We start from the raw sequence: 24,539 nt of genomic DNA, 5'->3' as shown, positions 1-24,539 counted from the left end.
CATGTTTTTCAGTTGATTTTTGATTAATCTCGGCTGAGGTAGAGAGCTAAACCAAATGCTTGCGTCATCTATGATAATCTCGCTCCGCGCGGAAAGGACGATTTAGACGAAGATCAATCGCTATCATCCATGGGCATTGACTTTTTCGGTCTTGCTGTTCGAAATATTAACCATTAGATTCTTTCCGCGATTTGTCTTCATTGATTAGTTTTTCGTTAAATCAGATGCACAGAATGATACTGGTCAGCTATGTGAAAAAGTTATGAATATCTTGGATATTGCGATCGAAACATTGCGCGCATCCGTTATTGCGATGCTTTTAATTTTGCTGTGGCAAAGAGGGCGCAAGGAATCGTTGATGCGGTTGGATGGATGGCGCGAAATTATTTTGGGTGTTTCCTTGATTTTGTTCGCCACTATTCTGGATATCACCGATAATTTTCCTATGCTGAGCAAGTTCGTCATTATCGGCGACACGCCCGTTACCGTCTTTTTGAAAACAGTGGTTGGCTATCTTGGCGGCGACATTCTGTTGTTCATCGGCTTTTGGCGATGGATTTTGCTCGTTCCCAAACTCGATAAAGTCCGAAGGGATTTGCAGGAGCAGGAGGCCCGTTTTCGAGCGATGGTCGAGACATCGACCGACTGGGTATGGGCGATTAATAAAACCGGACAATATACTTATGCCAGTCCGCTGGTGACCAAGCTACTCGGCTATTCGCCGGAGGAAGTGCTTGGGCGTTTTCCGTCCGACTTCATGGCTCCCGAAGAGGCGGTCAGGTTGAATACAGCCTTTGCCGATATTGTCAGCGACAAGCGTCCGTTTTTCCTATTGGAAAAAAACTGTTTACATAAAAATGGTCGTATGGTCATTCTTGAATCCAGCGGCAGGCCCTTGTTCGACCCGGCCGGAGAGTTTGTGGGCTACCAGGGCATCGATCGAGATATCACGGAACGTAAACAGGTTTTGACCGCGTTACGGGACAGCGAACTCAGATATCGTAACTTGGCCGAGCGTTCGCCCTTGGCTATACAAGTGTTTTCGCCGGATGGCATCACGCTGCGCGTCAACGCGGCATGGGAAAAGTTGTGGAATACCCCTTTTTCCGCGCTGGAACAATATAACGTTCTCGAAGACCGCCAACTCGAGGAGCTAGGGGTGTTGCCGTGGCTCAAGAAGGCATTTTCCGGCGAATGCGTCGAGATACCCGTGGTTGAATACGACAAAGCCAAGACGCCGCAAGTACCGAGCAACGGCGGTACGCTTTGGATTCGGACGTTCGCCTATCCTGTGCAGGGCGAAGATAAACGAATCATGGAGGTCGTCGTCATTCAAGAAGATGTCACTAAAAGCAGGCAAGCGCAGGCATTGGTCGAGCAAAGCGAAAGTCATTTACGCGCTATTCTTAATTCGACTTCGGAGTGCGTAAAACTAGTATCCGAGGATGGGATTTTGTTGGCAATGAACCCGGCCGGACTCGCGCTGTTTGAGGCCGAGTCGGAAACGGCGCTTTTAGGACAATGCGTTTATTCCTTCGTGGCGCCGGAATACCGCGAGATGTATGCCTCATTTAACGAGCGGGTATGCGATGGCGAACCGGGCAGTCTGCAATTTGAAGTTGTCGGACTACATGGGAGTCGGCATTGGGTGGAGACCCGAGCGGTGCCTTTTCAGTTTGAGAGTGGAAAACCGGTTCAACTGGCCTTTACCCGTCAAATCGATGAGCTAAAGCAGGCCGAGGCGCTACTCAAACAGCAAAAAGAGTATCTAAAGGCAATTTTCGAGACCGAACCTGAATGCGTTAAAGTTCTGTCGGTCGACGGCCGTCTCGATGACATAAACCCGGCCGGATTGAAAATGCTGGAAGTCGACAGTCTGGAAGAGGCGCGGCAATCAGGCTGGTTCGAGTTCATCGAAGTCGGCTACCGAAAAGCGTTTGCCAAATTGCATAAACGAGTTTGTGCAGGCGAGTCGGCCACGCTGGAATTTCTCATCAAAGGTAAGAAGGGTGCCGAGCGATGGCTTGAAACCCACGCGACTCCGCTGCGCGACGCTAACGGAAACATCACCAGTTTGCTGGGGATTACCCGGGACATCACGGAACATAAGCTATTCCAACAAACATTGGAGCAACAGGCCCGAACTGATTTCCTCACCGGCGTCAATAACCGTCGATATTTCATGGAGCTAGTGGAGTTAGAGCTTAGCCGCGCGGTACGCTACAAAATTCCGCTATCGCTCTATATGATGGATATCGACTTTTTCAAAGAGATTAATGATTTGCACGGCCATAAAGCCGGTGACATGGTGCTAATAAAGCTTGGGAAGGTCTGTAAGGAAATTTTGCGCGAAGTCGATATCATCGGCCGTATCGGCGGTGAGGAGTTTGCCATTATGTTGCCGGAAACCGACAAGGATAAAGCGTTAGATGCCGCTGAACGCTTACGGGAGGCAATAAGCAATACGCCGGTACCTTTGGAAGATGGCTTGCCGATACGATTTACGGTTTCGATTGGCATGACTTCTATGATTTCAGTGGAGGATAATCTGGATATGCTGCTCAACCGTGCAGACAAAGGGCTTTACGAGGCGAAGCAAAACGGCCGTAATAAGGTTTGTGCGGCCTTTTGACTGCAAGGGTTAATCTTTAGCGTCATAAGGATAGCGCGATTTTTGCAGCCTTACTTAACGCATAATTTTCTTCAGTATGTTTACCTTGTTGCGGTAAGGAGCATAAGTCAGTGGGATATCTATCCACGTCGCTGTTTTCAGAACGCCTTTTTTATGCGAGAAACATTCAAATCCGTGAAATCCGTGATAGGCTCCCATGCCGCTCTCACCGACTCCGCCGAAAGGCAGATAGGGATTAGCGCTATGGAACACGCAATTATTGATGCAGGCACCTCCGGATTGGATGGAGTTTACGATTTCTTGCTGGATTTCCGGATTTTCGCTAAACACATAGCAGGCCAGCGGGTGGTGCGGTAATTCTTCGACAACCTTGTATACATCGTTTAGCGTTTCATATTCCAAAACAGGCAATATCGGACCGAAAATTTCTTCGGACATCACTTTGTCGGCCAAAGTCACATCGCGCATTACCGTTGGCGCGATAAAACGGGTGGAGCTATCGCTTCGCCCTCCGACAACGACTTTTTGTTGATCGATTAATCCGCAGATACGCTTAAAATGGTTGTCGTTGACAATACGGCCCAAATCGGGACTGGAACCGGCATCTTCGCCATATACGGCGATAATGCGGTGTTTAATCCGGGTCAGAAATTCCTCTTTAATGGAGCGATGAACCATGACGTAATCCGGTGCCACACAGGTCTGGCCTGCATTCAGGAATTTGCTGCTGACAATGCGTTTCACGGCAATATCCAGTTTGGCGTCATCATGAACAATACAAGGACTCTTGCCCCCCAACTCCAAAGTTACCGGCGTTAGGTGTTTTGCCGCCGCACTCATAACGATGGATCCGACTCTAGGACTGCCGGTAAAGAAAATGTGGTCGAATTTTTGTTGCAGAAGAATCGTCGTTTCTTTGACCGCCCCTTCGATATAGGCAATATATTCCGCATCGAAGATTTCGCCGATCAACCGGCGAATCACGGCGCTACAAGCCGGCGTCATTTCCGATGTTTTCAGCACGGCTGTATTGCCTGCAGCTATTGCGGCGATTAATGGCGAAAAGGTCAGCATAATCGGATAGTTATAAGGTGCAATAATCAGATTTACGCCCAGCGGCGAATAATGGATTCGACTAGAGCCGGGTTGGGTCAGCAAAGAGGTTAATGTCCGCTTCGGCTTCATCCATCGTTTCAATTTACCGATGGTTTCCGAAATGTCGAGAAGACTGAAACCGGTCTCGGAAAGATAGGATTCAAATTCAGGTTTACCTAAATCCTGTTTTAAAGCGGAATGTATCTCATCTTCGTATTTGATAATCGCGGACTTTAATTTTTTTAAGTTTTCAATACGGCTCTGATAGCTTTTTGTTGCACCCGTTTTAAAAAACGCATGCTGCTTAGCAACGATTTCAACAATTTCCGTTTCCGGGATTGCCGCGATATTTTTGGTGTCATTGTTAGCAGTCGTCATATGGGATCCGGAATGTTCGGGGGGCAATGCACTAAGATGCCCGGTTGATTAAAAATGACTATTTAATATGCGCGTTTATCATACGACACCAGTTAGTTATTATTTTTTTTCAACATATCCAGGGGTAAAGGAAACACGATAGTCGACGATTTGTCGCCGGCGATTTCAGTCAAGGTTTGGAGATATCGTAATTGGATGGCCTGTGGTTGTTCCGCCAGAATAGCGGCAGCGCCAGCCAGTTTTTCGGATGCCTGCATTTCACCTTCGGCATGAATGATTTTGGCTCGCCGCACGCGTTCGGCTTCGGCTTGTTTGGCGATGGCGCGGACCATGCTTTCGTCCAGATCCACATGCTTGATTTCGACATTAGATACTTTAATTCCCCAAGCATCGGTTTGTTGGTCGAGGATGTTTTGGATATCGACATTTAAGCGCTCACGCTCGGCCAACATTTCATCCAGTTCGTGCTGGCCCAGCACGGAGCGCAAGGTAGTCTGGGCCAGCTGGCTGGTCGCATCGTAGAAGTTTTGCACCTGGATGATGGCTTTGTCCGGTTCGATCACGCGAAAATACACGACGGCATTGACCTTGACCGAGACGTTGTCGCGGGAAATGACGTCCTGTGTCGGAACATCCATGACGATGGTGCGCAAATCGACCCGCACCATTTGCTGGATAAGCGGGATCACGATGATAAAACCGGGACCTTTGACCTGGTAAAAGCGGCCAAGCATGAAGATCACGCCTCGTTCGTATTCGCGCAGAATCCTGAATGCGCTAATCAGGAGTAGAAACAAAATACTGCCGAAGATGTAAAAGAAATAGCCAATCATGAGTGCTTCTCCTCTGCTCGATAGGGGATAACGGTCAGCAGCAAGCCGGATACGCCGGTGATTCTGACTTTTTCGCTTTTATGAAGCTGACAGTCGGTCTGTGCACGCCATGTCTCGCTATGCACGCGTATCCGGCCGATGTCTGCAAAGTCTTCCAAAACCTCGCCTATGGCGCCGATAAGTTCTTCTTTCCCGCTGACAACCGGTTTGCGCCGAATCTTTAGCAGCATGCCTAGAGCCAGAACAAAAAAGGCGGCACTGCTGATCGCAAAGCCACCGATCAGGCCTCTATTGATGCCGAACCCGGGCGCCTCGGTATCGATTAGTATGACCGAACCGAAGATAAATGCGCTGATGCCGCCCATGCCGAGTATGCCGAAGCTTGGGGCGAAGGCTTCCGCGATCATCAAGCCGGCGCCCAACACGATCAATGCGATGCCGGCATAATTAACCGGTAACATTTGCAGGGAGTACATCGCCAGCAACAGGCAAATGGCCCCGACCGTGCCCGGAACGACAGCACCCGGATGGGCGAACTCCATGGCGAGACCGTACAACCCGATCAGCAGCAGAACATAGGCAATATTGGGATTAGCGATGACCCCTAAAAGTTCGCTACGCCAATCAGGTGCGACATGCTCGATCGTGAGTCCTTGGGTTTGTAAGCTCATTTCGTGACCTTGTACCTTGACTTTATAGCCGTCGAGCTTACTCAACAGTTCCGCATTGTTGCTTGCGATCAGGTCGATAACGTTTAGTTTCAAGGCTTCTTCGGCCGGCAGACTGGCCGCTTCGCGTACCGCTTTTTCGGCCCATTCGACGTTTCTGCCGCGCATGGTGGCCAGGCCGCGAATGTAGGCCACGGCATCATTGATGATCTTATCCTTCATCGCGTGGCCGGCGGGTTTCGAAGACTTAGACGCATCGTCTTGTTTATCCCGATCCGTTAAAGAGTCGAGATCGGTGATTTGTACCGGTGTCGCAGCGCCGAGATTGGTAGCCGGTGCCATGGCCGCGACATGACAGGCATAAAGGATATAAGTGCCGGCGCTGGCGGCGCGAGCACCTTCCGGCGCCACATAGCCAATGACGGGAACGGGCGAGGCGACGATTTTTTTGATGATTTCCCGCATAGAGCTATCCAAACCGCCGGGCGTATCGATGCGCAGCAAAATGATTTTTGCGCCGGTTTCTGAAGCTTTGTCCAAATTACGCTCGAGGTAATCGCTGGTGGCGGGGCCAATCGCGCCTTCGATGTCCAGTTGCAAAATGTGACCTTTTGAGTTCGTTCGATCGGCAAACGCCTGCATCTCCGGCGAAAATTGCAGAACGACAGTCAGCGCAAATAAAAACCAGCGGCAACGATTTATGCTAAAGAAATGCATGGCTCAAAGCGAGTGAAAGTTTCCATTTTAGGCTCCTGAGTAAGCGTTATAGTCGAAGCAGCAATTGAATAAAAGAAATAATTGAATTTACAGCTCCAAAACTAAATATAAGGCTCGTTGTATCTATCGATTTATTTCTAATCGTTACCTCATGAAATTCGGTTGAACTGAAAATAAAATTGCGAAGTCTGTAAAACCGTATGAGTGGCTCATACGGGCTTGGTATTTATACATATCGTGGCGAAAATCGCATGGTCAAATGACGAGGAATTAACTTATTTTTGAACAAGTAATCTTTGTGTTTCAAATCGCCAACAATACGATACACCTCATCTGCCTTACTTTACCCACGGCAGTGTAGCCAAATTCAAACGGGTTTTTGCTCGGCCGAGGCAACAGTTATGAACAAAACCGCGACGATCTTTATTCTAATAATGCTTACGTGTATTCGTAGTCATGGCGCTTCCGCCCAGCTGAATATCGCACCCGAATTGATTGCCCGAGACGCGAGCGTGGCTGGATTATTGGAAGATATTCGTCTGTCCGTTAACGGCGTTGTCGATTTGGCTGAAAACGACGGAAATTACCGGCTATTTAAAAGCGGAACCGAATTAAAGAGTATCACCGATACTTGGGAAAAAGCGAATAATGGTTTTGAAGATAAGGTTTACCTGGCATTGGACAAGCCGCAACGACAATTCGTCGAAGTTGCCTATGTCGCCGCCGAAAAATTGATGCAAGATAGCGATAGCCAGAATCAGGCCTCGATGATGGTTTCCGAACTGACAACCTTGGCCGACTCTAATGCGACGTTGTTTCACGGCAAACCGGCTGTTTTCAGTTACGCGCCACGCATCATTTATCCGGGAGTAAGTAGCGCGGTTGAGTTTAAGATCCGCGGCATTAATTTCAAGAAGGCCGATCCAAGAATTAAGCTGTCGGACGGTAAATTTGCCCGCCGAATTTCGTTATCCAATCGGGAAGCGGTTTTTTCGATACCCTTATCTCACTTTGAATTCGATAGAACCAAAGCCAAGCTTAGCAATCTTGAATTCGGTTATCTGAGCTCGAAAAAAAAGCGGGAATGGGTCGTTCTCCCGGTACTGCAATTACCGCAAACGCTGGCTGAATTTACGTTGCAAGTCAAGACCCGGGATAGCGTGCGCGACACATGGGAAGGAAGTCGCCAGTTCTATTGGGCGGGGCGGGGCGAGTCCAAGATATTGTCTCAAGGTCCGCACGAAACGGGTTGGCGGATCATGCCGGCGTCGCTTCAGCAAGTGAGAGTGTGGGGAGAGGCTGGCAAGGGATGTTCTATTGCGTCCAACGATGAACGGGGTTTTGCCATTGAAGTTCGATTGGATGCCGGCAAAAAAGGGTCGAATGCGGGTGAGCATCCCTATCAGGCCTGCGAATGGCAATGGATAGAATACTTCGATAGACAGATCATAAGCCCGCAGGCGCCGATTAACGGTTATCTGACTTGGTCAGAACGGATATCTTTGCCGTTACCGGTAAACAGTGCCAGCATCGTGTTGCGTGCGGCCATGTGGGACGGTAGCGAGTACGCTATAAGCGGCTCGCAAACTGAAGCTTTTTTGGAAGTGGTCAAGTCGGAAGATCTGTTGGAAATCATACCTAGGATACCTGCCGATCTGAATGCGTTTTGACTCCGACGTTACGCCCGGCATGCTTAATCAAAGCCTGAAAAACCGGTCAGTTTCGAAAACGGATTGTCCTGTCGGCGCGGCCGATTAGCGGGCATGATTTAAAGACAGGCATAAGATAAGGCGTTGATCTATAGGATATACGAATCGATCCCCTTAGATTCTAAGTTCAAGGGTTCCGGTAAAAAATATTCTAAAAATCAATAGTCTATGTTTTTAACTCCGCTTGATGCGGCTAGTCGCATTTCCTGTCATCGGATGTCAAATTGTGACTATACTCACATAAAATTCGACGCTTGGTTTTGCGCGCAGTATTTTGAGCCGGCGTAGCGGCCGTTAACACCGGGTAAGCATTAAATAGATAAGCACTGTAGTTGATTTGGATGACGGTTAAGAAGGATAGGCAATCTGACTACGCATCCGAAACGAATTTTTAGTTTACAAACATCATCAGCCAGCGAGGACTAACCATGACCGCTTTCAAACAATTCCCCGAATACGATGAAGTACATGTGATCTCGGACATCCATATGGGAGGTAAAACCGGCTTTCAGATATTGCGGGAAACCGGTCGATTGGCCGGGTATATCGGATGGGTATCTGAACAAGCTCCGGAGGGAAAGGTCGCTCTGGTACTGAACGGCGACGTATTTGATACGTTGGCGGAAGATATCAAAGGTTATGTCGCTGTCGATGACGCTGTTGAAACGGTTCAACGCATTATGGAAGATGATTCATTTAAAGTCGTTTGGGACGCGTTGGAAAAATTTGTCGGAAAAGAGCGGCGCAGCTTGGTCTTTGTGATAGGCAACCATGATATCGAGATGGCTTTTCCGACCGTGCAAAGTTTGATCGTCTGGCGGTTGGCGGGCGACGACTTGTTAAAGCGGGCCCGTATTATATTTTCAACCACCGGCGCCGGTTACACTTGCACGGTCGGCGATGCAAAAGTCTATTGCACCCATGGCAACGAAGTCGATGCCTGGAATTACAACCGCTATGAAGACTTAGCCAAAGTTTCCCGCCGTCTGAACGCCGACCGTTCGCTCGATCCTAGCGAATGGTGCCCCAATGCCGGTACCCGTATGGTCAAAGAAGTGATGAACGAGGTGAAAAAGACCTATAAATGGATCGATCTACTGAAACCCGAAACCAACGCAGCGGTAGGAACGCTGCTGGTACTTGACCCAAGCCAAGCAACAAAAATCGCAAAATTGGCGTCCATCATCGGCGAAAAAATCAAAGGAAACAAACAGAAAGATCAACGTTTGTCGGCGGAAGGTTTCATACCTCATGAGCAAGTGGAAGCGTCGGAGCTTAGGGTCGACCAGTTGTTAGGACCTAATCTCACGGCCGGCATCAAGGCTCAGCGAGGCGATGTGCCGGAAGATGTGGATAAGATGTTGCTGGAAGCCGAGAAAAATTTAGGACAGCCGTCGGCATTGGTAGCCACTCCGGAAGAGGCGCTAGGGGTGCCGCAATTGATCTGGGACCGTTTAACCGGAGTATCTAAGGACGAAGCGTTGCGGCGCGCGCTTTTGGACTGGCTAAAAGACGATCAGACTTTCGTGCTCGATAATAAAGACGACACTTTTAATGACGTGACCGCTAACATAGGCGATTCGATCGATTTCGTTGTGACCGGCCACACGCATTTAGAACGGGCGATCGATATGGGCGATAACCGCTTTTATTTCAATTGCGGCACTTGGATACGTTTGCTCCGTTTTACCGGTACCATGTTGAAGGATCAGGCTTCCTTTAAACCCGTTTATGAACTTTTAGTCGATCGGCAAGGGCGGATGGAACTGATAGACAAAGCGGAATTTAAAGACGCGACCGGCAAAAAAGTGCCGTTTGTGCTGAATCAAACCAGTGCCGTATCGATTAAAAAAGAAAACGGAAAAATCGTAGGACGCCTCAGCCGCGTCGAAGGCGACGGCAAAGGGATGCCAACCGAAGTGAAAGCATTTGCCAGGGGTTGATATGAAAACAGTTAACGATGCCACGATCGGCAATGTCAAACTCGAGTTGCTTAGACCTGGCCCGGCACACAATCAGTTGCTTTCCCCATTAACGCCTTATATTGCGTTATGCGGCGAGGGTGGACCGGTCACAGTGCGGATGCCGTTTGAGCATAGGCAGTTGTTGATGCGACTCAGACGCTTACGTTATCCGGCGGAAAAGGATCCCGCTACAGACGAGCAGCGACAGTCGGAAGTGCGCGATATCGGCGAGACGATAGGCGGCGTTTTCGGACAAGTGCCGGCCTTTTTGGCCGAGTTGAGCAATGCCTGTTTGGAAAACAGCAAGTTGATACACCTGAGGCTGTCTTTATCGGGGTTGGAACTCGGTATGATTCCTTTCGAGGCTACCGTCGGGCCGGATGGTTTTCCGGGCTCGGGATCGCCGCTGTTTTTGCAGATGCGTATGCCGATAAGCATTACTCGCGAAGTCAGGCGGGGAACGCCGCTGCCGGTTAACTGGAACCGTACGCCACGAATCCTGTTTGCGTTTGCTGCGCCGGATGGTCTTTACGTCCCTTCTCAGACACATTTGCAAGCGCTTCGCGAAGCGATAGAACCATGGGTTCCGAGAAAAGATAGCCACGCCGAGCGCCTGCCGGCAATCAAGAAATTATTGACCGTTCTACCAAACGCCAGTCTGGAAAAAATACGGAAAGAGTGCGCATCAAATGAATATACGCATGTTCATATCTTGGCGCATGGCGATACTTACAAGTATGCGGGCGAAGATCGTTATGGCGTGGCATTATGCAACGACTATGATCAAGCCAAAGATGTCGTCGATGGCGAACGTCTTGCGATCGCGCTGACAGCGCGCGATTCGTCCGGCACGGCGCGGTTTCGGCCAACGGTTGTCACGCTGGCGACCTGTGATTCCGGCAATATCGAAACGGTGATTACGCCGGGAGGGAGCATCGCGCACGAGTTAAACGCCGCCGGTATTCCGTGGGTCATTGCCTCTCAGTTTCCATTGTGGATGAAGGCGTCGGCCATTGCGGCCGAAGTGTTGTACAAAGGCATGCTTAGCGGCGAAGATCCTCGCTGGGTGCTATATGATCTAAGGCAGCGGTTGCGAACCGATTCACCCGGAACTCATGATTGGGCCAGTATAGTGGCCTATTCAACCTTGCCTAAGGATTTTGATCAACAGGTTCATTGTTTCAGGGATAAGCAGACACATAGAAAAGTGAATTGCAAATTTGCCCGAATAGACGAACTCTTGGGTCTCAATGATACGGGGGATCAATCTAAAGCGATCGATGTCCTTGATGGCCAACAAATGGAGGAGCTGACCAGTCTGTGCGAATCGATACGAACCGACCTCAAAAATTGGCGTAAAGAGCTGGATAAGACTTCGTCGCCTGAAGAAGTTGCCGAGCGTTTCGGGGTCAGTGCCGCGAGCGAGAAGCGTATCGGTATAGCTTACTCTTTAGCCAAGAAACCGGTGGACAGTAAAAAGGCGTATGAGGTATCCAGGGATTTTTATAAACAGGCTTTGGAAGCCCAGCCCACCAACGACTGGGTTATTACGCAACATTTATCGATTCTTGCCGTTCTTAAATCATTTAAGACCGAAACCGACAGCGGCCAACTGAAGAACGAATACGGCAAAACCTGGGTGGCCGCTTGTCAAATTGCGGAATGGGGGTGCCGCAATGCGACCGGGGAAAATCGAATTTTTGAATTAGGCACCTTGGCCGAATTACACTTGCTGAGCGCCGTCTACGGCGAAGAGGCGGACCAGAAATTGGCGAAAAAAGAGATTCATCGTTGTTGCAAGGAAATAGTCGAGCTTGCTACCGGCGATGCCTTTCCATTGCTATCGACCAGGCGCCAGTTCAAACGGTATTTAAATTTCTGGCATAACAGTCAATGGAAAGAATATGCTGAACAGGCGCTCAAAATTCTGAGCGCCTAAACCAAGAGTTATATAACGAAATCAAATGCTAAGCGTTATTCCTTGCGGCAGAGTCTATTTAAACGATTACGGTGCCGGGTTGGAGTATGCATCTGCCTATGTGATAATTCGGTCCGGATTTGTAAGCTAATCATTTAGGATATAGAGAACGTTATGGCAAATGATACGTTGCTGATAAAGCATAAGGGGAGCGGCAAACAAGTCGAATACCCACTTTTGAAAAGCACGCTGGGCGCCGATACGGTGGATATCCGCAACCTGTATAAAGACTTAGGTTGCTTCACTCACGATCCTGGTTTTATTTCTACAGCAAGTTGCAAAAGCAAAATTACCTACATCGACGGCGATAACGGCGTGTTGTTGTACCGCGGTTACCCGATCGAGCAGTTGGCGGAAAACTGCGAATTCACCGAGGTGGCTTATTTGCTATTGAACGGCGAATTGCCCAATGAAACTCAGTTAAGGGATTTCAACCTTGAAATCAACGACAGGGCCATTATTCACGAGTCTTTACGCAAATTTTTCGACGGATTTCATTACGATGCCCATCCAATGGCGATGCTGGTCGGCGTGGTAGGGTCATTATCGGCTTTTTATCATAGCGACTTAAACATCAGAGATCCAAAGCAACGCATGGTGGCGGCGACCCGTTTGATCGGAAAAATGCCGACGATCGCCGCGGCCTCATATAGGCACTCGGTTGGCAGGCCGTTTGTTTATCCTAGGATTGAATTGAGTTATTGCGAAAATTTCTTGAATATGATGTTCTCGCGCTCCTCGCAAAATTATATCGATCAGGACCATTATATCGATCAGGATTTCGTCAAGGCTCTGAACCTCTTGTTCATTCTTCATGCCGATCACGAACAGAATGCCAGCACGTCGACCGTGCGCTTGGCGGCCAGTACCGGTGCAAACCCCTACGGATGTATCGCGGCCGGTATCGCGGCGCTGTGGGGGCCCGCGCACGGCGGCGCCAACGAGGCGGTATTGAACATGTTGGCCGAAATCGGCACGGTCGAAAACGTGCCTAAATATATCGCCAAGGCTAAGGATACGGACGATCCGTTCCGCTTGATGGGTTTCGGGCATCGGGTCTATAAAAATTTCGATCCGCGGGCGACTATCATCCGGAAAACCTGTCACGAGGTATTGAAAAAGACTCAAACCAATGACCCGTTGTTCGAACTGGCGCTAGCCGTGGAAGAACAGGCTTTGAAGGACGAATACTTCATCGAGCGCAAACTTTATCCCAATGTCGATTTTTACTCTGGAATTATCTATAAGGCATTGAATATTCCGGTCGAAATGTTTACTGTTATGTTCGCGATAGCCAGAACCGCCGGTTGGGTAGCGCATTGGATGGAAATGATGGAAGAGTCGGCCATACCCATTAGCCGGCCGAGACAGTTATACATCGGCCCGACGCGGCGCGAATACCTTGCTATCAACGAACGCTAAATCTTTCGTCACATGGACATGAAAAACGATCAAACCGATCGCGAACTTTCGGCACGGGCAGTCCAACACAAGCTGCCTGAGTCGAATCAGCCGACCGAAAGCGGCCGAACCAAAGAAGTCGACGGACCGAAAGGCCCCGAACCTACTCGCTTCGGCGATTGGGAACGAAAAGGCCGTTGTGTCGATTTTTAGCGAGGCGACTTTTCAAACACATTAGGGTAAACCATGTTAGCAAACAGACCACTCTCTCCTCACCTGCAAGTTTACCGTTTACCCTTAACCGGATTGATTTCCATCACCCACCGCATAACCGGTATTTTATTATCGCTAGGCCTGATATTGTTCGTTTACGTATTGGGTACCATCGTCGCCGGCGAGAGTCCGTATCTGAGTATGCAGGCTTTCATGTCCACATGGTTCTGTCGATTGATTTTCTGGGGCTTTATTTTTGCCCTGTTCTTTCATTTTTGCCATGGCATACGCCATTTGATTTGGGACATGGGCAAAGGTCTGGAGCGCGAAAGGCTGACGATTTTCGCCGTTCTTGAATTAATCGGTTCAATCGCGTTAACGGCAACGACTTTCTTCCTGTTCGAGCGGGGCATCTTATGACATCCAGAACGGCCGACCGAAGATCGGCAAACCATGCCACCACACATTTCCTGCATCAGCGTATCACTTCCTTATTACTTATTCCTTTGTCGTTTTGGTTGTTAGCGTTCCTGAACAAAGCCATGAACGCATCTTACGCCGACACCGTCGACTGGCTGACGTCGCCGCTTAACGCGGCAGCCATCGCAATCTGGTCCGTCGCGGTGATTTATCACGCCGCGTTGGGCGTGCAAGTCGTCATCGAAGATTACGTATCGACCATTTCAATTAGGCAGGGCGTGATTTTTGCATCGAATCTGTGTTTTCTGATTTTGGGTATTGCGGCGGTAAGCGCAATCGCGTTCATTCTATATACGCAAGGTAACTATGGCTTCTGCATATAACATCATCGAACATCAACACGACGTCGTGGTGGTGGGAGCTGGCGGAGCCGGCTTGCGCGCGACCTTCGGCATGGTCGAGAGAGGTCTCAAGACGGCCTGTATCACCAAAGTGTTTCCTACCCGCAGTCACACGGTGGCGGCACAGGGCGGCATCAGCGCGGCTTTGGGCAACATGGGCGAGGATGACTGGCGCTTTCATATGTACGACACGGTCAAAGGCTCGGATTGGCTGGGCGATCAAGACGCTATCGAGTACATGTGCCGCGAAGCCATTCCGGCGGTCATCGAGCTGGAGCATTACGGCGTTCCGTTCTCACGCACCCCGGAAGGCAAAATCTATCAGCGCGCGTTCGGCGGCATGTCCACCCATTTCGGCAAGGGCCAAGCGCAACGGACCTGTGCGGCGGCCGACGTCACCGGTCATGCCATTCTGCATACGCTGTATCAGCAGGCCTTGAAACACAAAGCCGAATTTTTCGTCGAATACATCGCTTTGGATCTGATCATGGAGGACGACGCATGCCTGGGGGTGCTGGCATGGTGCTTGGACGACGGCTCCATACACCTGTTTCGCGGGCATCAAACCGTATTGGCAACGGGCGGCCATGGCCGGACCTTCTTCTCCTGCACTTCGGCCCACACCGTTACCGGCGACGGCAACGGCATGGTATTAAGGGCCGGATTGCCGCTGCAGGACATGGAATTCGTGCAATTTCATCCGACCGGAATCTACGGGGCCGGCTGTTTGATCACCGAGGGCGCGCGCGGGGAGGGCGGTTATTTGACGAACTCCGAAGGTGAGCGCTTTATGCCGCGCTATGCGCCGCATGCCAAGGATTTGGCGTCGCGCGACGTCGTCAGCCGGGCCATTACGGTGGAAATCAACGAAGGACGCGGGGTCGGTCCAAAGAAGGATTATGTTTATTTGCACTTGGAACACCTGGATCCGGCCCTGATACACGAGCGCTTGCCCGGCATCGCCGAAACCTCGCGCATTTTTGCCGGTGTCGATGTCACCAAGCAGCCGATTCCGGTATTGCCCACGGTCCATTACAACATGGGCGGCATACCGACCAATTACAAAGCGGAAGTGGTGACCTTGAGAGAAGGCAACCCCGATTACGTCATACCCGGTTTGATGGCCATCGGCGAAACCGCATGCGTGTCGGTGCACGGCGCCAATCGCTTGGGCTCCAATTCGCTGCTGGACATCGTCGTATTCGGCAGAGCAGCGGCCATACGTTGCGCCGAACTGATCAAACCCGGCATGCCGCACAAGCCCTTGCTCAAGGATGCGTGCGAAAAGTCGCTTAGCCGTTTCGACCGGCTTCGTCACGCGAACGGCAGCCGCTCAACGGCCGAGATCCGCTTGGACATGCAAACCACGATGCAATCGAAAGCGGCCGTGTTTCGTACCGAAACCACCTTGCAGGAAGGCGTGAAGCAAATCGCCGAGGTTGCGGCTTCGTTTTCGGAGGTGAAAGTCAGCGATCGATCGTTGATTTGGAACACCGATCTGGTCGAGACATTGGAATTGGACAATTTGCTGGGCCAGGCTCACGTCACGATGGCCGCGGCGGCCAATCGCCAGGAAAGCCGCGGCGGACATGCGCGCGAAGATTTTCCCAAGCGCGACGACGAGAATTGGTTGAAACATACATTAACCTGGCGGGAAGACAACGAAGTCAGGATTAATTATCGGCCCGTGCATTTATTCACACTGACCGACGAAGTCGAAGTGATCGCGCCTAAAGAGAGGGTTTACTAATGGTCGAATTTAGCTTGCCCAAAAACTCGGTGGTTAACAAAGGTAAATCCTTTAAGGCCAACGGCGCGAAAAACGTTCGCCGCTTCGAGGTTTATCGATGGGACCCGGATTCCGGCGAGAATCCGCGCGTCGATAGCTACGAAATCGACATGGACCATTGCGGACCCATGGTGTTGGATGCGATTTTAAAAATCAAAAACGAAATCGACTCCACGCTGAGTTTTAGGCGCTCCTGCCGCGAAGGGGTCTGCGGCTCCTGCGCGATGAATATCAATGGGCGCAACACATTGGCTTGCACCAAAGCCATCAGCGATTACAAAGGCACGATCAAGCTGTTCCCTTTGCCGCACATGTCCGTGATCAAAGATTTGATTGCCGATATGACGCATTTCTTCGAGCAATACGAGTCGATTCAGCCCTGGTTGACGAATGATGCTGAAGCGCCGACAGGGAGTGAACGTGTTCAAAGCCACGAGGAGCGCGCCAAACTGGACGGCCTGTACGAGTGCGTGCTGTGCGCCTGTTGTTCGACCAGTTGCCCGAGTTACTGGTGGAACGGCGACCGCTACCTTGGTCCCGCGATTTTATTGCAGGCTTATCGTTGGCTGGCGGACAGCCGCGATACGGCGGACGACGCACGTTTGTCCGAATTGAACGAGTCGTTCAAACTCTATCGTTGCCATACCATCATGAATTGCACCGAGACCTGCCCGAAAGGCCTAAATCCGGCCAAAGCCATCGCCGAAATCAAGAAAATGCTGGTGCAACGCGGTTATTCATGATCGATCCGAACAAGCTGCGCTGGCGTTGCCGGCGCGGCACCTTAGAGTTGGATTTGATGCTGACTCGATATTTGGACCAGCGCTTCCCTATCGCAAATGAAACGGAAAGGCAAGGCTTCTTGGACTTATTGGAATTGGAAGATAGCGAATTGATGGCTTACTTGATGGGGGAGCGAGCGCCCTTGTCTACGGAAATTGCCGGTTTGGTAGCCGAAATTAGAAAGTTGCCGGTAGATTGCTGACCTATCCCGCTAACGGCCACCGGATTCCGATTTCAAACAGCGTTGTAGCCAGGCCGATTCCGTGGATGCGGATTATCGTTTGCCGGTCCGCCGCAAGACGGGCTGACTCAATCAGAAAATGTTACCGATGCGCTTGAAAAGATCGAACAGTTCGCGGTGTTGATAAAGCTCTTTGACCAAAGCGATCGGCTTTTGATAGAGCGTGTCGGAACGGATGATGTCTTCCCACGGCAGGGAATGGTCGTCGGCAAGTTCGCCGCGACTGTCGGTCACATTCGCCTGACGCATGACTTTCAAAAATTCGCTCGCGATAATGCCGTGACCGATGGCAGTCGGATGAACGCCGTCTAAGCTGAAAATGCCGCCGTCTTTAAGTACGTTTTTGTCGCCGTTGAACGCTGCGTTGTAATACTTGGTATTGACCGGCGGATACCTGAATTTGAGCGGTTCCGGCAAGGAGTACGTAGGCATGCCGTTGTTACGCTTCCAGGCCAAATTAGCCAAGGCATCGTTAGTGTCGATTAGATGATAGCGCTTGGTTTCATGCTGGTCGTTGTACTCTTTCAGGATTCGGTCTATCGATTGATTGTAGCGGTCGATGCTGTCATCGATGAATAGCGCGTCCTGCAAGGTCAGATAATCCCAACCGGAATGTAAATTCTCTTCGGTCAAAAAGAAGTAGGCGTAATATTTGAAGTAAATACGGTCGACCGGCTGACCTTGCCGATTGGGTCGTTTGATGACGTATTGTTCGCCTAAGCCCTTGATCAGCGGAATAATGGTGACGTGAGGCACATTGGCGACGAAAACGTTCCAATTGGTGTGTTCCGGATTCCGGCTCATGATCAGGTCGATACGGCGAATCAATTCCCTGTATTCGGCGTCGAAATGATCGGGGCGCCACAGATTCCAATTACGTGGTTCATTGTTATCCAGGAACTCTCGCGCATAATGCGGCAGCTCGTGCGGCAAACAAGTCTTGCCCGCCCATTCTATCGGGGTGGTCTGATGAGGCTTTAGCGACAACGCTGTTCCCAGCACATTATTGTTTCCTAGCCAGACTATCAAGTTCTCGACGCCGGCTTGATTATCGGAGGGTTGCGAGCCGGTGACATGCTTTTCCAACCAGTCTAAAGCGGAAAGGCGATCGCAATCCGGTGTTTGCCGGGGATTTAACAGGCGATTGACCGTGCGATAAAAAGGAGCGCCGGGTATCGCAAACCAACCATCGCCTTGGGCGTCTTTGTCGATTTCGACCAAGTCTCGGGCGAGAGCGGCATTCAAATTCCAGGCGTCGGCGATGCGCATGCCCCAGACCGCGCTGTTATGAAAATAGGGCTGCGGAAAAGGATAGGGAGCCGTGAGCTCACCTTGTCCTCTTTCCCAGTAATCTTCGGACGAGTCCAGAAAATTAGAGATGACATTCGATGCCAGCGGCCATTCTATCGGGCCTAAGATATTGTCTCCGAAGCGCTTTTCCAATGTCCGCAGCAACTCTTCAAGATTTAACGGCATGCCGCCGCGAGGCCAGTAATCGCAGACATCGAACGGAGAGGCTTGTATAGCATTGGCTATCAACTTGACATAGCTCTGATTCGCCTGAGCTGCGGCGCCTGACATGAAGCCCTGGGTCAAACTATCGCCTATCGCAAACAACTTCATATTCGTTGACCGGTGGAATGATGAAAATAAGCTTGCTTTATAAATTAAATTTATTACGTTCGCGTGTCAGCAAAACTAAAACAACACACGGCGGGCGTCCTGATCACAATTATGTAAATTGCAGCGCTTGCGAACGCCGAATTAGACCGGGTCTACTTAGCTGTCATGTTAAATTGTGACTTAACGATAGGGGGGTTTACTAATGTGAATTTGTTTATTCCGAAATTCGGCCAATTACCGGCATTGACAGGACAACATTGCTTAGCAATACTCATACCTATCTATTTTTAAACGATGGGATAGGGTGGCGACGTCATGCAGATCGGTCTGATAAAAGAAATCAAACCCAGAGAGAATCGAGTTGGATTGACGCCTGACGGCGCCAGGCAATTAATCGAACATGGGCACCGGGTTTTCGTCGAGCAGGGCGCCGGCATCGGTTCCGGATTTAGCGATCAGCTTTATCTAGAAGCCGGTGCGCAGATCGTGAACACCGAACAAGCATGGGATAAAGAATTGGTGGTCAAGGTCAAGGAGCCGATAGAGTCCGAGTATCAATTTCTGAAACGGCAAATCGTGTTCACTTTTTTTCATTTGGCCGGAGTTCCTTTCGCTTTGACCGAGGCACTATTGAATGCGAAAACGACGGCAGTCGCCTACGAAACCTTGGAAGACGGCAACGGACGCTTGCCGTTACTGGCGCCGATGAGCGCGGTGGCGGGGAACATGGCGGTGCAAATGGGGGCTCATTATCTGGCAACTTACAAGGGTGGAAGAGGCGTTATGTTAGGCTCGGTATTAGGCAAACGCCACGGCAATGTGTTGATTATCGGCGATGGCGTGGTCGGTCAGCATGCGGCCAAGACTGCGGTGGGTTTGGGCGCGAATGTGACGATTGCCGGTTTATTTCCGGAAAACGCCGACCGTTTGAAGCGCGAAATTTCCAGAGAAATCGACTATATTATTTCTACACCCTCTACCATTGCCGAACGGGTACGCGCGGCCGATTTGGTCGTCGGTGGCGTGCTGATGCATGGCGCTCGCGCGACGCACGTGGTTACGGAAGCCATGGTGCAAAGCATGCAAGCCGGTTCGGTGATCGTCGATGTCAGCATTGACCAAGGCGGGTGTGTGGAAACCTCGCACGTTACGACACATGAAGATCCCGTATTCGAAAAACACGGCGTTATTCATTACTGTGTCGGCAACATGCCGGGTGCGTACCCTCGGACCTCGACGGTGGCATTGACCGATGCGACCTTGCCGTACGTGGTTAAATTGGCGAATAAAGGTATGGCGGCATTGGCGGACGAGCCTGGATTCGGCAAAGCCTTGAACACGCATCAAGGTTATATTACTTGTCAACCGGTGGCCGAAACCTATGCGATGCAGGATAAATTTAGAATATTTCCCGATGGATTCGACTAATTCCGTGCCGGTAATTAAACCTGCGAATTGAACTGGGATGAACCTGAACCAATTGGAATTGCTGCGCGTGCTTCAAGAAACGCATTTCAACCTCAGTAAAGCTGCGGAAAAAATGCACGTGGTGCAATCGGCGGTCAGTCGTCAATTGCAGCTGTTAGAAACAGAGCTCGGTTCCCCCCTGTTCGAACGTCATGGGAAACGACTGTTGGGATTGACGCCGTTGGGCCAGCGCATCATGGCTGAAGTCGAGCATATTCACCAAGCCAAGAAGAACATTCAAAGTATGGCCGACGATTTTCGGGCCAATCGTAACGGTACCTTACACATAGCAACGACACACACACAGGCTAAATTTCTGTTGCCGGCCCCGGTACAGAAGTTTAGAGAAAAATACCCGGGCATCAAAATATACATGGTGCAGTCTTCTCCCGATAATCTGATCGACCTGTTACATAACCATCAAGCCGACATCGCTATTTGTACCGAAAAATTGGCCGAGGATGAAGATTTGATCTTCAGGCCTTGCTATGAATGGTATCACGTTGCCGTCGTTCCGAAAGGCCATAGTCTAATCGGGGGTGAGCTCAGTTTGCAGCGCCTGGTGGAACAGCCGATTCTAACCTACAGTCCCGGATTCACCGGCCGCTCGGCCATCGAGAAAGCCTTCGGCGAAGCCGGTGTGCATCCGGATATCATACTGGCCGCGGCCGATTCGGATGTGATCAAAACCTATGTTCGGCTGGGGCTGGGAGTAGGTATCATTGCGGAAACCTCTTACGAAGCCAACAAAGACAGCGATCTGGTCGCCCTGGAATTGAGGCATTTACTGCCTGCATTAGTGACCAAAATTGCTTACCTCAAACAGTTGTATTTACCCTCATATTGCCGGTATTTTATCGATGAGCTGTTAAAACAAGCGCAGTTGAAAAGGCGCTCGATTACGTCGAATTGAGTTCTTAACTACCAACTTTCACCAGCTAAACGTCATATAGAGTGTCGCCAGTATCAAATATGCCAAAAAGCTGATGCCTAATAACCAGGGGCGCCGGCGCGGACGGGCCCAGGCCGGCAGATGCGGCGGTAACAGTTTATAATTAAGCCGGTACAAGGCAACCGGAAAAATGATGGTGCCGATAAAGCCGATCAGTGCACTGGTCAGAATCAAGGGGCCGGGTGCATCCAGTTGCATGGTGAACGACGTAATGACGGTCAGTAAGCCTAAAAAGAGGTAATACCATTGCCGGGCCGACAAGCGCCGGCTTTTCGGGAACAGGGTCATGACGATGTCGGCCTGAATACGGCTGACCGCATCGGCTGTCGCCAGCCAAGTATCGGTCAAAAATGCCGCCGCTACAAGCAGAAACAACAGTCGGCCTATTTCGCCCCAACTGACCGCGAAAAATTGACTCTGTACCACGGCCAATTCGTATTCTTGCGGCAGCAAGCCCTTCGGAAACAATAAGGCATAGGCCAACAGACAGGTCATCAGCGTCGTCAACAGATTGCCGACGATGCCCAGCATGATGTCGGCGCTGAGAAAGCGGCGCCAAGCCGACCAGTTTTTAGCGCTTGGCGCGTCATCGGCCGGCAGGAAACCATCGCTTAACACCGCTTCTTCGGTCCCGCCCAAGCCGGTAATCCGGCCTATCAAGCCGGCCATCGCAGCGCCTTTGTCTCGCAGCCAATACGAATAGAATAAAATCCAGAAACCGCCCAGTCCGGCAAAAGTGATCGCCGTTAATAACTTGCTGGCGTCCGCCGGTTCCCAAGGCCTGGGCATTTCTCCCACGGGACCTAACAGGCCTTCGGCGAAAGACGGCAATGTCGTCAACACTTCGTCTTGCATGCAGGCCGACAGCAATCCCAACACCGTAATCACGGCCACCATTTTCATAAAGCGTTCGATCAAGGTGTAGACTACGCCGCTGGCCAATATCGCGATTAAAAAAACCATAATCGAAGCGTATCCCCAGAACAGGCTTTGCCCGCGTTGATCCCAGCCTTCAGGCCAATGCGTTAATTCCGCCAATGCGGTGCCGCCGGCCGAGGCGAAGGCGCCGAACCACAAAAACGACACACTCATCAAAAGCCATAAAAAAATGCCGAAGTAGCGGTTCAAGCGTATGAAGCCGTGGAAAATGCTCTCGCCGGTTAACATGGTGTAGCGGCCGATTTCCAAATTCAGCGGGTATTGAAGCAAGCAGGCCGGGGCCAGCAGCCACAAAAAGGTCAGGCCGTATTTCGCGACCATGTAAGGCCACCAGATCAATTCACCGCTGCCTTGCGCCAGCGCCATCCACACCACGCCGGGGCCCAATGCCGCCCACCATCCGGGAAATTTAGGCACACTGCGGCGCGAGAGTTGTGTTAAATCGGTGATCTTCATAGCGAATGTCGAGGGTAAAAAATTGATGATTCGAACAAGCGAGCAGTGATGCCGCCAAAGTGGTTTAACTTAGTGTTGTAACGGCCAGATGAAGGGAATCAAACCGACCGAAGCGATACCGACCACAATATTCATCGGCGCACCGACTCGAATGAAGTCCTTGAAATGGTAGCCGCCGGGCCCGTAAACCATCAAATTGGTTTGATAGCCGAGCGGCGTAGCAAAACTGGCGGATGCGGCCATCATCGTCGCGAACAAGAAAGGCTCCGGATTCAAATCTTGGCTGTTGGTAATCGCCAGAACGATGGGTAGCATTAGCAAAGCCGCCGCGTTGTTGGTAATGATTTCCGTCATCAGCGAGACGGTTATATAAGTTAAGCCTAATAAAACCCAAGGGTTACCGTCGGCGATGGATAGTATGTTTTGCGCGATGAAATCGGCGGCACCGCTGGCTTGCAGGGCATTCCCCAGCGCAAAACTGGCGGCGATACTAATCAACACGGTTAAATCCAGGCTGCGTCTGGCATCGGCGACGCTGCAACAACCGGTCAATATCATCAGTCCGGCACCTACCAGCGCCGCATTCAACATGCTGGTAATGCCGAACGTCGCCGCTGCGATCACCCCCAGTAATAGCAGCCAGGACAGACTCGCGCGGTCGTGATTCGGACGCGTTTCTTCTAAATCGTTGATCAATAGAAAATCCCTTTCCACTCTTTGCCTGGTAACGAAAGCGGGCCTGGCCTCCAGCAATAGAATATCGCCGGCTTGCAGTTCGATCGAGCCGAGATTTCCCTTGATGGCCTCTCCGTCTCTCGCGACCGCCAGCACGACCGCGCCGTATCGGCTTCGAAAGTGGCTGTCGCGGATCGCCTTACCAATGCCGTCGCAATTTTGGGAAACCACGGCCTCAACCAAGCAGCGCTCAGGCGCGTCTTTTTCGATCACCGGGGTTCGGTTATCGGACGCAACTAGGCCGTTGATACGCAAAATATCGACGATGGCACTGGTTTCGCCGACAAACACCAAACGATCGCCGCCTTGTAATTTTTCCTCGGAAGAAACCGCTGTAACGATGCTGCCATGGCGTTCGATTTCGACCAGATATATGCGATGTAGATTTCTTAACCCCGCTTTTGCGATGGTTACGCCTTCCAACGGGCCGTTATTGGCCACGGCGACTTCGAAGGTATATTTTTTCCGGTCGCCGAACTGCTCCGTAGCACTTTGCCTATCCGGCAGAATCGACGGCAGGACCACGATAATGAATAGGACGCCTACTAACGCGACGGGTAAACCTATCCAGGTAATATCGAACAGTTCGAAACCTTTTTTGCCGGTTAGCGCTTGATATTGACCGTTCAGTACCAGGTTGGTGCTGGTGCCGATCAATGTCAACGTTCCGCCGAGAATGGAGGTATAACTCAGCGGTATCATCAACTTGGACGGCGCGATGCCTATGCGTTTCGACCAGCGCGTTACCGCGGGGATCATGGTTGCGACAACCGGCGTATTGTTCAGAAACGCGCTTAAAGGAATCAACGGCAATACCAATCTAAAGAGTGCGGCACGAGTTGATTTAGGGCTGCCGAGCAAGCTGTTGACGACAATTTCAACGCCGCCGGTCGCACTAATGCCGGCGGCGATCACAAACATTGCCGCGACGGTAATTAAGCCCTCGTTACTAAATCCGTTTAGGGCTTGTTTTGCATCCAACACGCCTGAAACGCTTAAAATAGTCAATGCAACCATCAAGACCATATCCGCGGTAAAACGGGAAAAGACCAACGTTAGCAAAACGCCTATGGTTACAAACACTGTAAGCCAACCGTGCCAATCCATGCATCACCTCTGAATTTTTCTAAAGAAACAGTGCTTAT

The 24,539-nt window shown here is 50.8% G+C and carries 19 protein-coding genes; 13 read left to right on the top strand and 6 right to left on the bottom strand.

From position 1 onward, the window contains the following. Window positions 1–262: 262 nt before the first annotated feature. The gene (locus ACW73I_RS07700) at window positions 263–2,632 is read left to right on the top strand and encodes a sensor domain-containing diguanylate cyclase (protein WP_458028660.1); all 2,370 of its coding nucleotides are present in this window, start codon (window positions 263–265) and stop codon (window positions 2,630–2,632) included. Window positions 2,633–2,686: 54 nt separating this feature from the next. Here the strand turns inward: ACW73I_RS07700 and ACW73I_RS07695 are convergent, their stop codons facing one another. The 3 genes from ACW73I_RS07695 to ACW73I_RS07685 form a co-directional block, all read right to left on the bottom strand. Further along, window positions 2,687–4,105: an aldehyde dehydrogenase gene (locus ACW73I_RS07695; protein WP_458028659.1), complete on the bottom strand. Its 1,419-nt coding sequence runs from the start codon at window positions 4,103–4,105 to the stop codon at window positions 2,687–2,689. Between the two features lie 92 nt (window positions 4,106–4,197). After that, a complete protein-coding gene (locus ACW73I_RS07690) occupies window positions 4,198–4,938 on the bottom strand; it encodes a slipin family protein (protein WP_458028658.1) in 741 nt (246 codons plus the stop codon). Further along, window positions 4,935–6,323 carry an NfeD family protein gene (locus ACW73I_RS07685; protein ID WP_458028657.1) on the bottom strand — a complete coding sequence of 463 codons (1,389 nt, stop codon included), beginning with the start codon at window positions 6,321–6,323 and terminating at the stop codon, window positions 4,935–4,937. The genes ACW73I_RS07690 and ACW73I_RS07685 overlap by 4 nt, the downstream gene beginning before the upstream one ends. A 401-nt stretch (window positions 6,324–6,724) precedes the next feature. Between ACW73I_RS07685 and ACW73I_RS07680 the strand changes: the two genes are divergently transcribed. The 10 genes from ACW73I_RS07680 (at window position 6,725) to ACW73I_RS07635 (ending at window position 17,183) form a co-directional block, all read left to right on the top strand. Next, window positions 6,725–7,993 (top strand): hypothetical protein, encoded by a 1,269-nt coding sequence (locus tag ACW73I_RS07680; protein ID WP_458028656.1) that lies wholly within the window; start codon window positions 6,725–6,727, stop codon window positions 7,991–7,993. 467 nt (window positions 7,994–8,460) lie between these two features. After that, on the top strand, window positions 8,461–9,975 hold the full coding sequence (locus tag ACW73I_RS07675) for a metallophosphoesterase (protein WP_458028655.1): 1,515 nt from the start codon (window positions 8,461–8,463) through the stop codon (window positions 9,973–9,975). A gap of 1 nt (window position 9,976) precedes the next feature. After that, complete coding sequence (locus ACW73I_RS07670; RefSeq protein ID WP_458028654.1) at window positions 9,977–11,935, top strand: CHAT domain-containing protein; 1,959 nt, start codon at window positions 9,977–9,979, stop codon at window positions 11,933–11,935. Window positions 11,936–12,088: 153 nt separating this feature from the next. Then, window positions 12,089–13,396: a citrate synthase gene (locus ACW73I_RS07665; RefSeq protein WP_458028653.1), complete on the top strand. Its 1,308-nt coding sequence runs from the start codon at window positions 12,089–12,091 to the stop codon at window positions 13,394–13,396. Window positions 13,397–13,414: 18 nt separating this feature from the next. After that, a complete protein-coding gene (locus ACW73I_RS07660) occupies window positions 13,415–13,588 on the top strand; it encodes a DUF1674 domain-containing protein (RefSeq protein WP_458028652.1) in 174 nt (57 codons plus the stop codon). 33 nt (window positions 13,589–13,621) lie between these two features. Further along, window positions 13,622–14,008 (top strand): succinate dehydrogenase, cytochrome b556 subunit, encoded by a 387-nt coding sequence (sdhC, locus tag ACW73I_RS07655; protein ID WP_458028651.1) that lies wholly within the window; start codon window positions 13,622–13,624, stop codon window positions 14,006–14,008. Continuing rightward, the gene (gene sdhD, locus ACW73I_RS07650; protein WP_458028650.1) at window positions 14,005–14,391 is read left to right on the top strand and encodes a succinate dehydrogenase, hydrophobic membrane anchor protein; all 387 of its coding nucleotides are present in this window, start codon (window positions 14,005–14,007) and stop codon (window positions 14,389–14,391) included. Before sdhC ends, sdhD begins: the two co-directional genes overlap by 4 nt. After that, window positions 14,375–16,159 (top strand): succinate dehydrogenase flavoprotein subunit, encoded by a 1,785-nt coding sequence (gene sdhA, locus ACW73I_RS07645; RefSeq protein WP_458028649.1) that lies wholly within the window; start codon window positions 14,375–14,377, stop codon window positions 16,157–16,159. Before sdhD ends, sdhA begins: the two co-directional genes overlap by 17 nt. Beyond that, on the top strand, window positions 16,159–16,941 hold the full coding sequence (locus ACW73I_RS07640) for a succinate dehydrogenase iron-sulfur subunit (protein ID WP_458028648.1): 783 nt from the start codon (window positions 16,159–16,161) through the stop codon (window positions 16,939–16,941). Before sdhA ends, ACW73I_RS07640 begins: the two co-directional genes overlap by 1 nt. Next, window positions 16,938–17,183 (top strand): FAD assembly factor SdhE, encoded by a 246-nt coding sequence (locus ACW73I_RS07635; protein ID WP_458028647.1) that lies wholly within the window; start codon window positions 16,938–16,940, stop codon window positions 17,181–17,183. The genes ACW73I_RS07640 and ACW73I_RS07635 overlap by 4 nt, the downstream gene beginning before the upstream one ends. 111 nt (window positions 17,184–17,294) lie before the next feature. On the opposite strand, the gene ACW73I_RS07630 is transcribed toward ACW73I_RS07635, so the two are convergent. After that, window positions 17,295–18,845, bottom strand: a complete 1,551-nt coding sequence (locus ACW73I_RS07630) for a hypothetical protein (protein ID WP_458028646.1) — start codon at window positions 18,843–18,845, stop codon at window positions 17,295–17,297. A gap of 315 nt (window positions 18,846–19,160) precedes the next feature. Between ACW73I_RS07630 and ald the strand changes: the two genes are divergently transcribed. Continuing rightward, on the top strand, window positions 19,161–20,273 hold the full coding sequence (ald, locus tag ACW73I_RS07625; protein WP_458028645.1) for an alanine dehydrogenase: 1,113 nt from the start codon (window positions 19,161–19,163) through the stop codon (window positions 20,271–20,273). 37 nt (window positions 20,274–20,310) lie between these two features. Beyond that, window positions 20,311–21,225, top strand: a complete 915-nt coding sequence (locus ACW73I_RS07620) for a LysR substrate-binding domain-containing protein (protein WP_458028644.1) — start codon at window positions 20,311–20,313, stop codon at window positions 21,223–21,225. Between the two features lie 18 nt (window positions 21,226–21,243). Here the strand turns inward: ACW73I_RS07620 and ACW73I_RS07615 are convergent, their stop codons facing one another. Together ACW73I_RS07615 and ACW73I_RS07610 are read right to left on the bottom strand one after the other, a co-directional pair. Next, window positions 21,244–22,659: an Nramp family divalent metal transporter gene (locus tag ACW73I_RS07615; RefSeq protein WP_458028643.1), complete on the bottom strand. Its 1,416-nt coding sequence runs from the start codon at window positions 22,657–22,659 to the stop codon at window positions 21,244–21,246. Window positions 22,660–22,728: 69 nt separating this feature from the next. Then, a complete protein-coding gene (locus tag ACW73I_RS07610; protein WP_458028642.1) occupies window positions 22,729–24,501 on the bottom strand; it encodes an SLC13 family permease in 1,773 nt (590 codons plus the stop codon). Between the last annotated feature and the right edge of the window lie 38 nt (window positions 24,502–24,539).

Source organism: Methylomonas sp. MgM2, assembly GCF_054172045.1.
The sequence above is the reverse complement of the archived record's forward strand: the minus strand, read 5'-3'. Positions and strand labels throughout refer to the sequence as shown.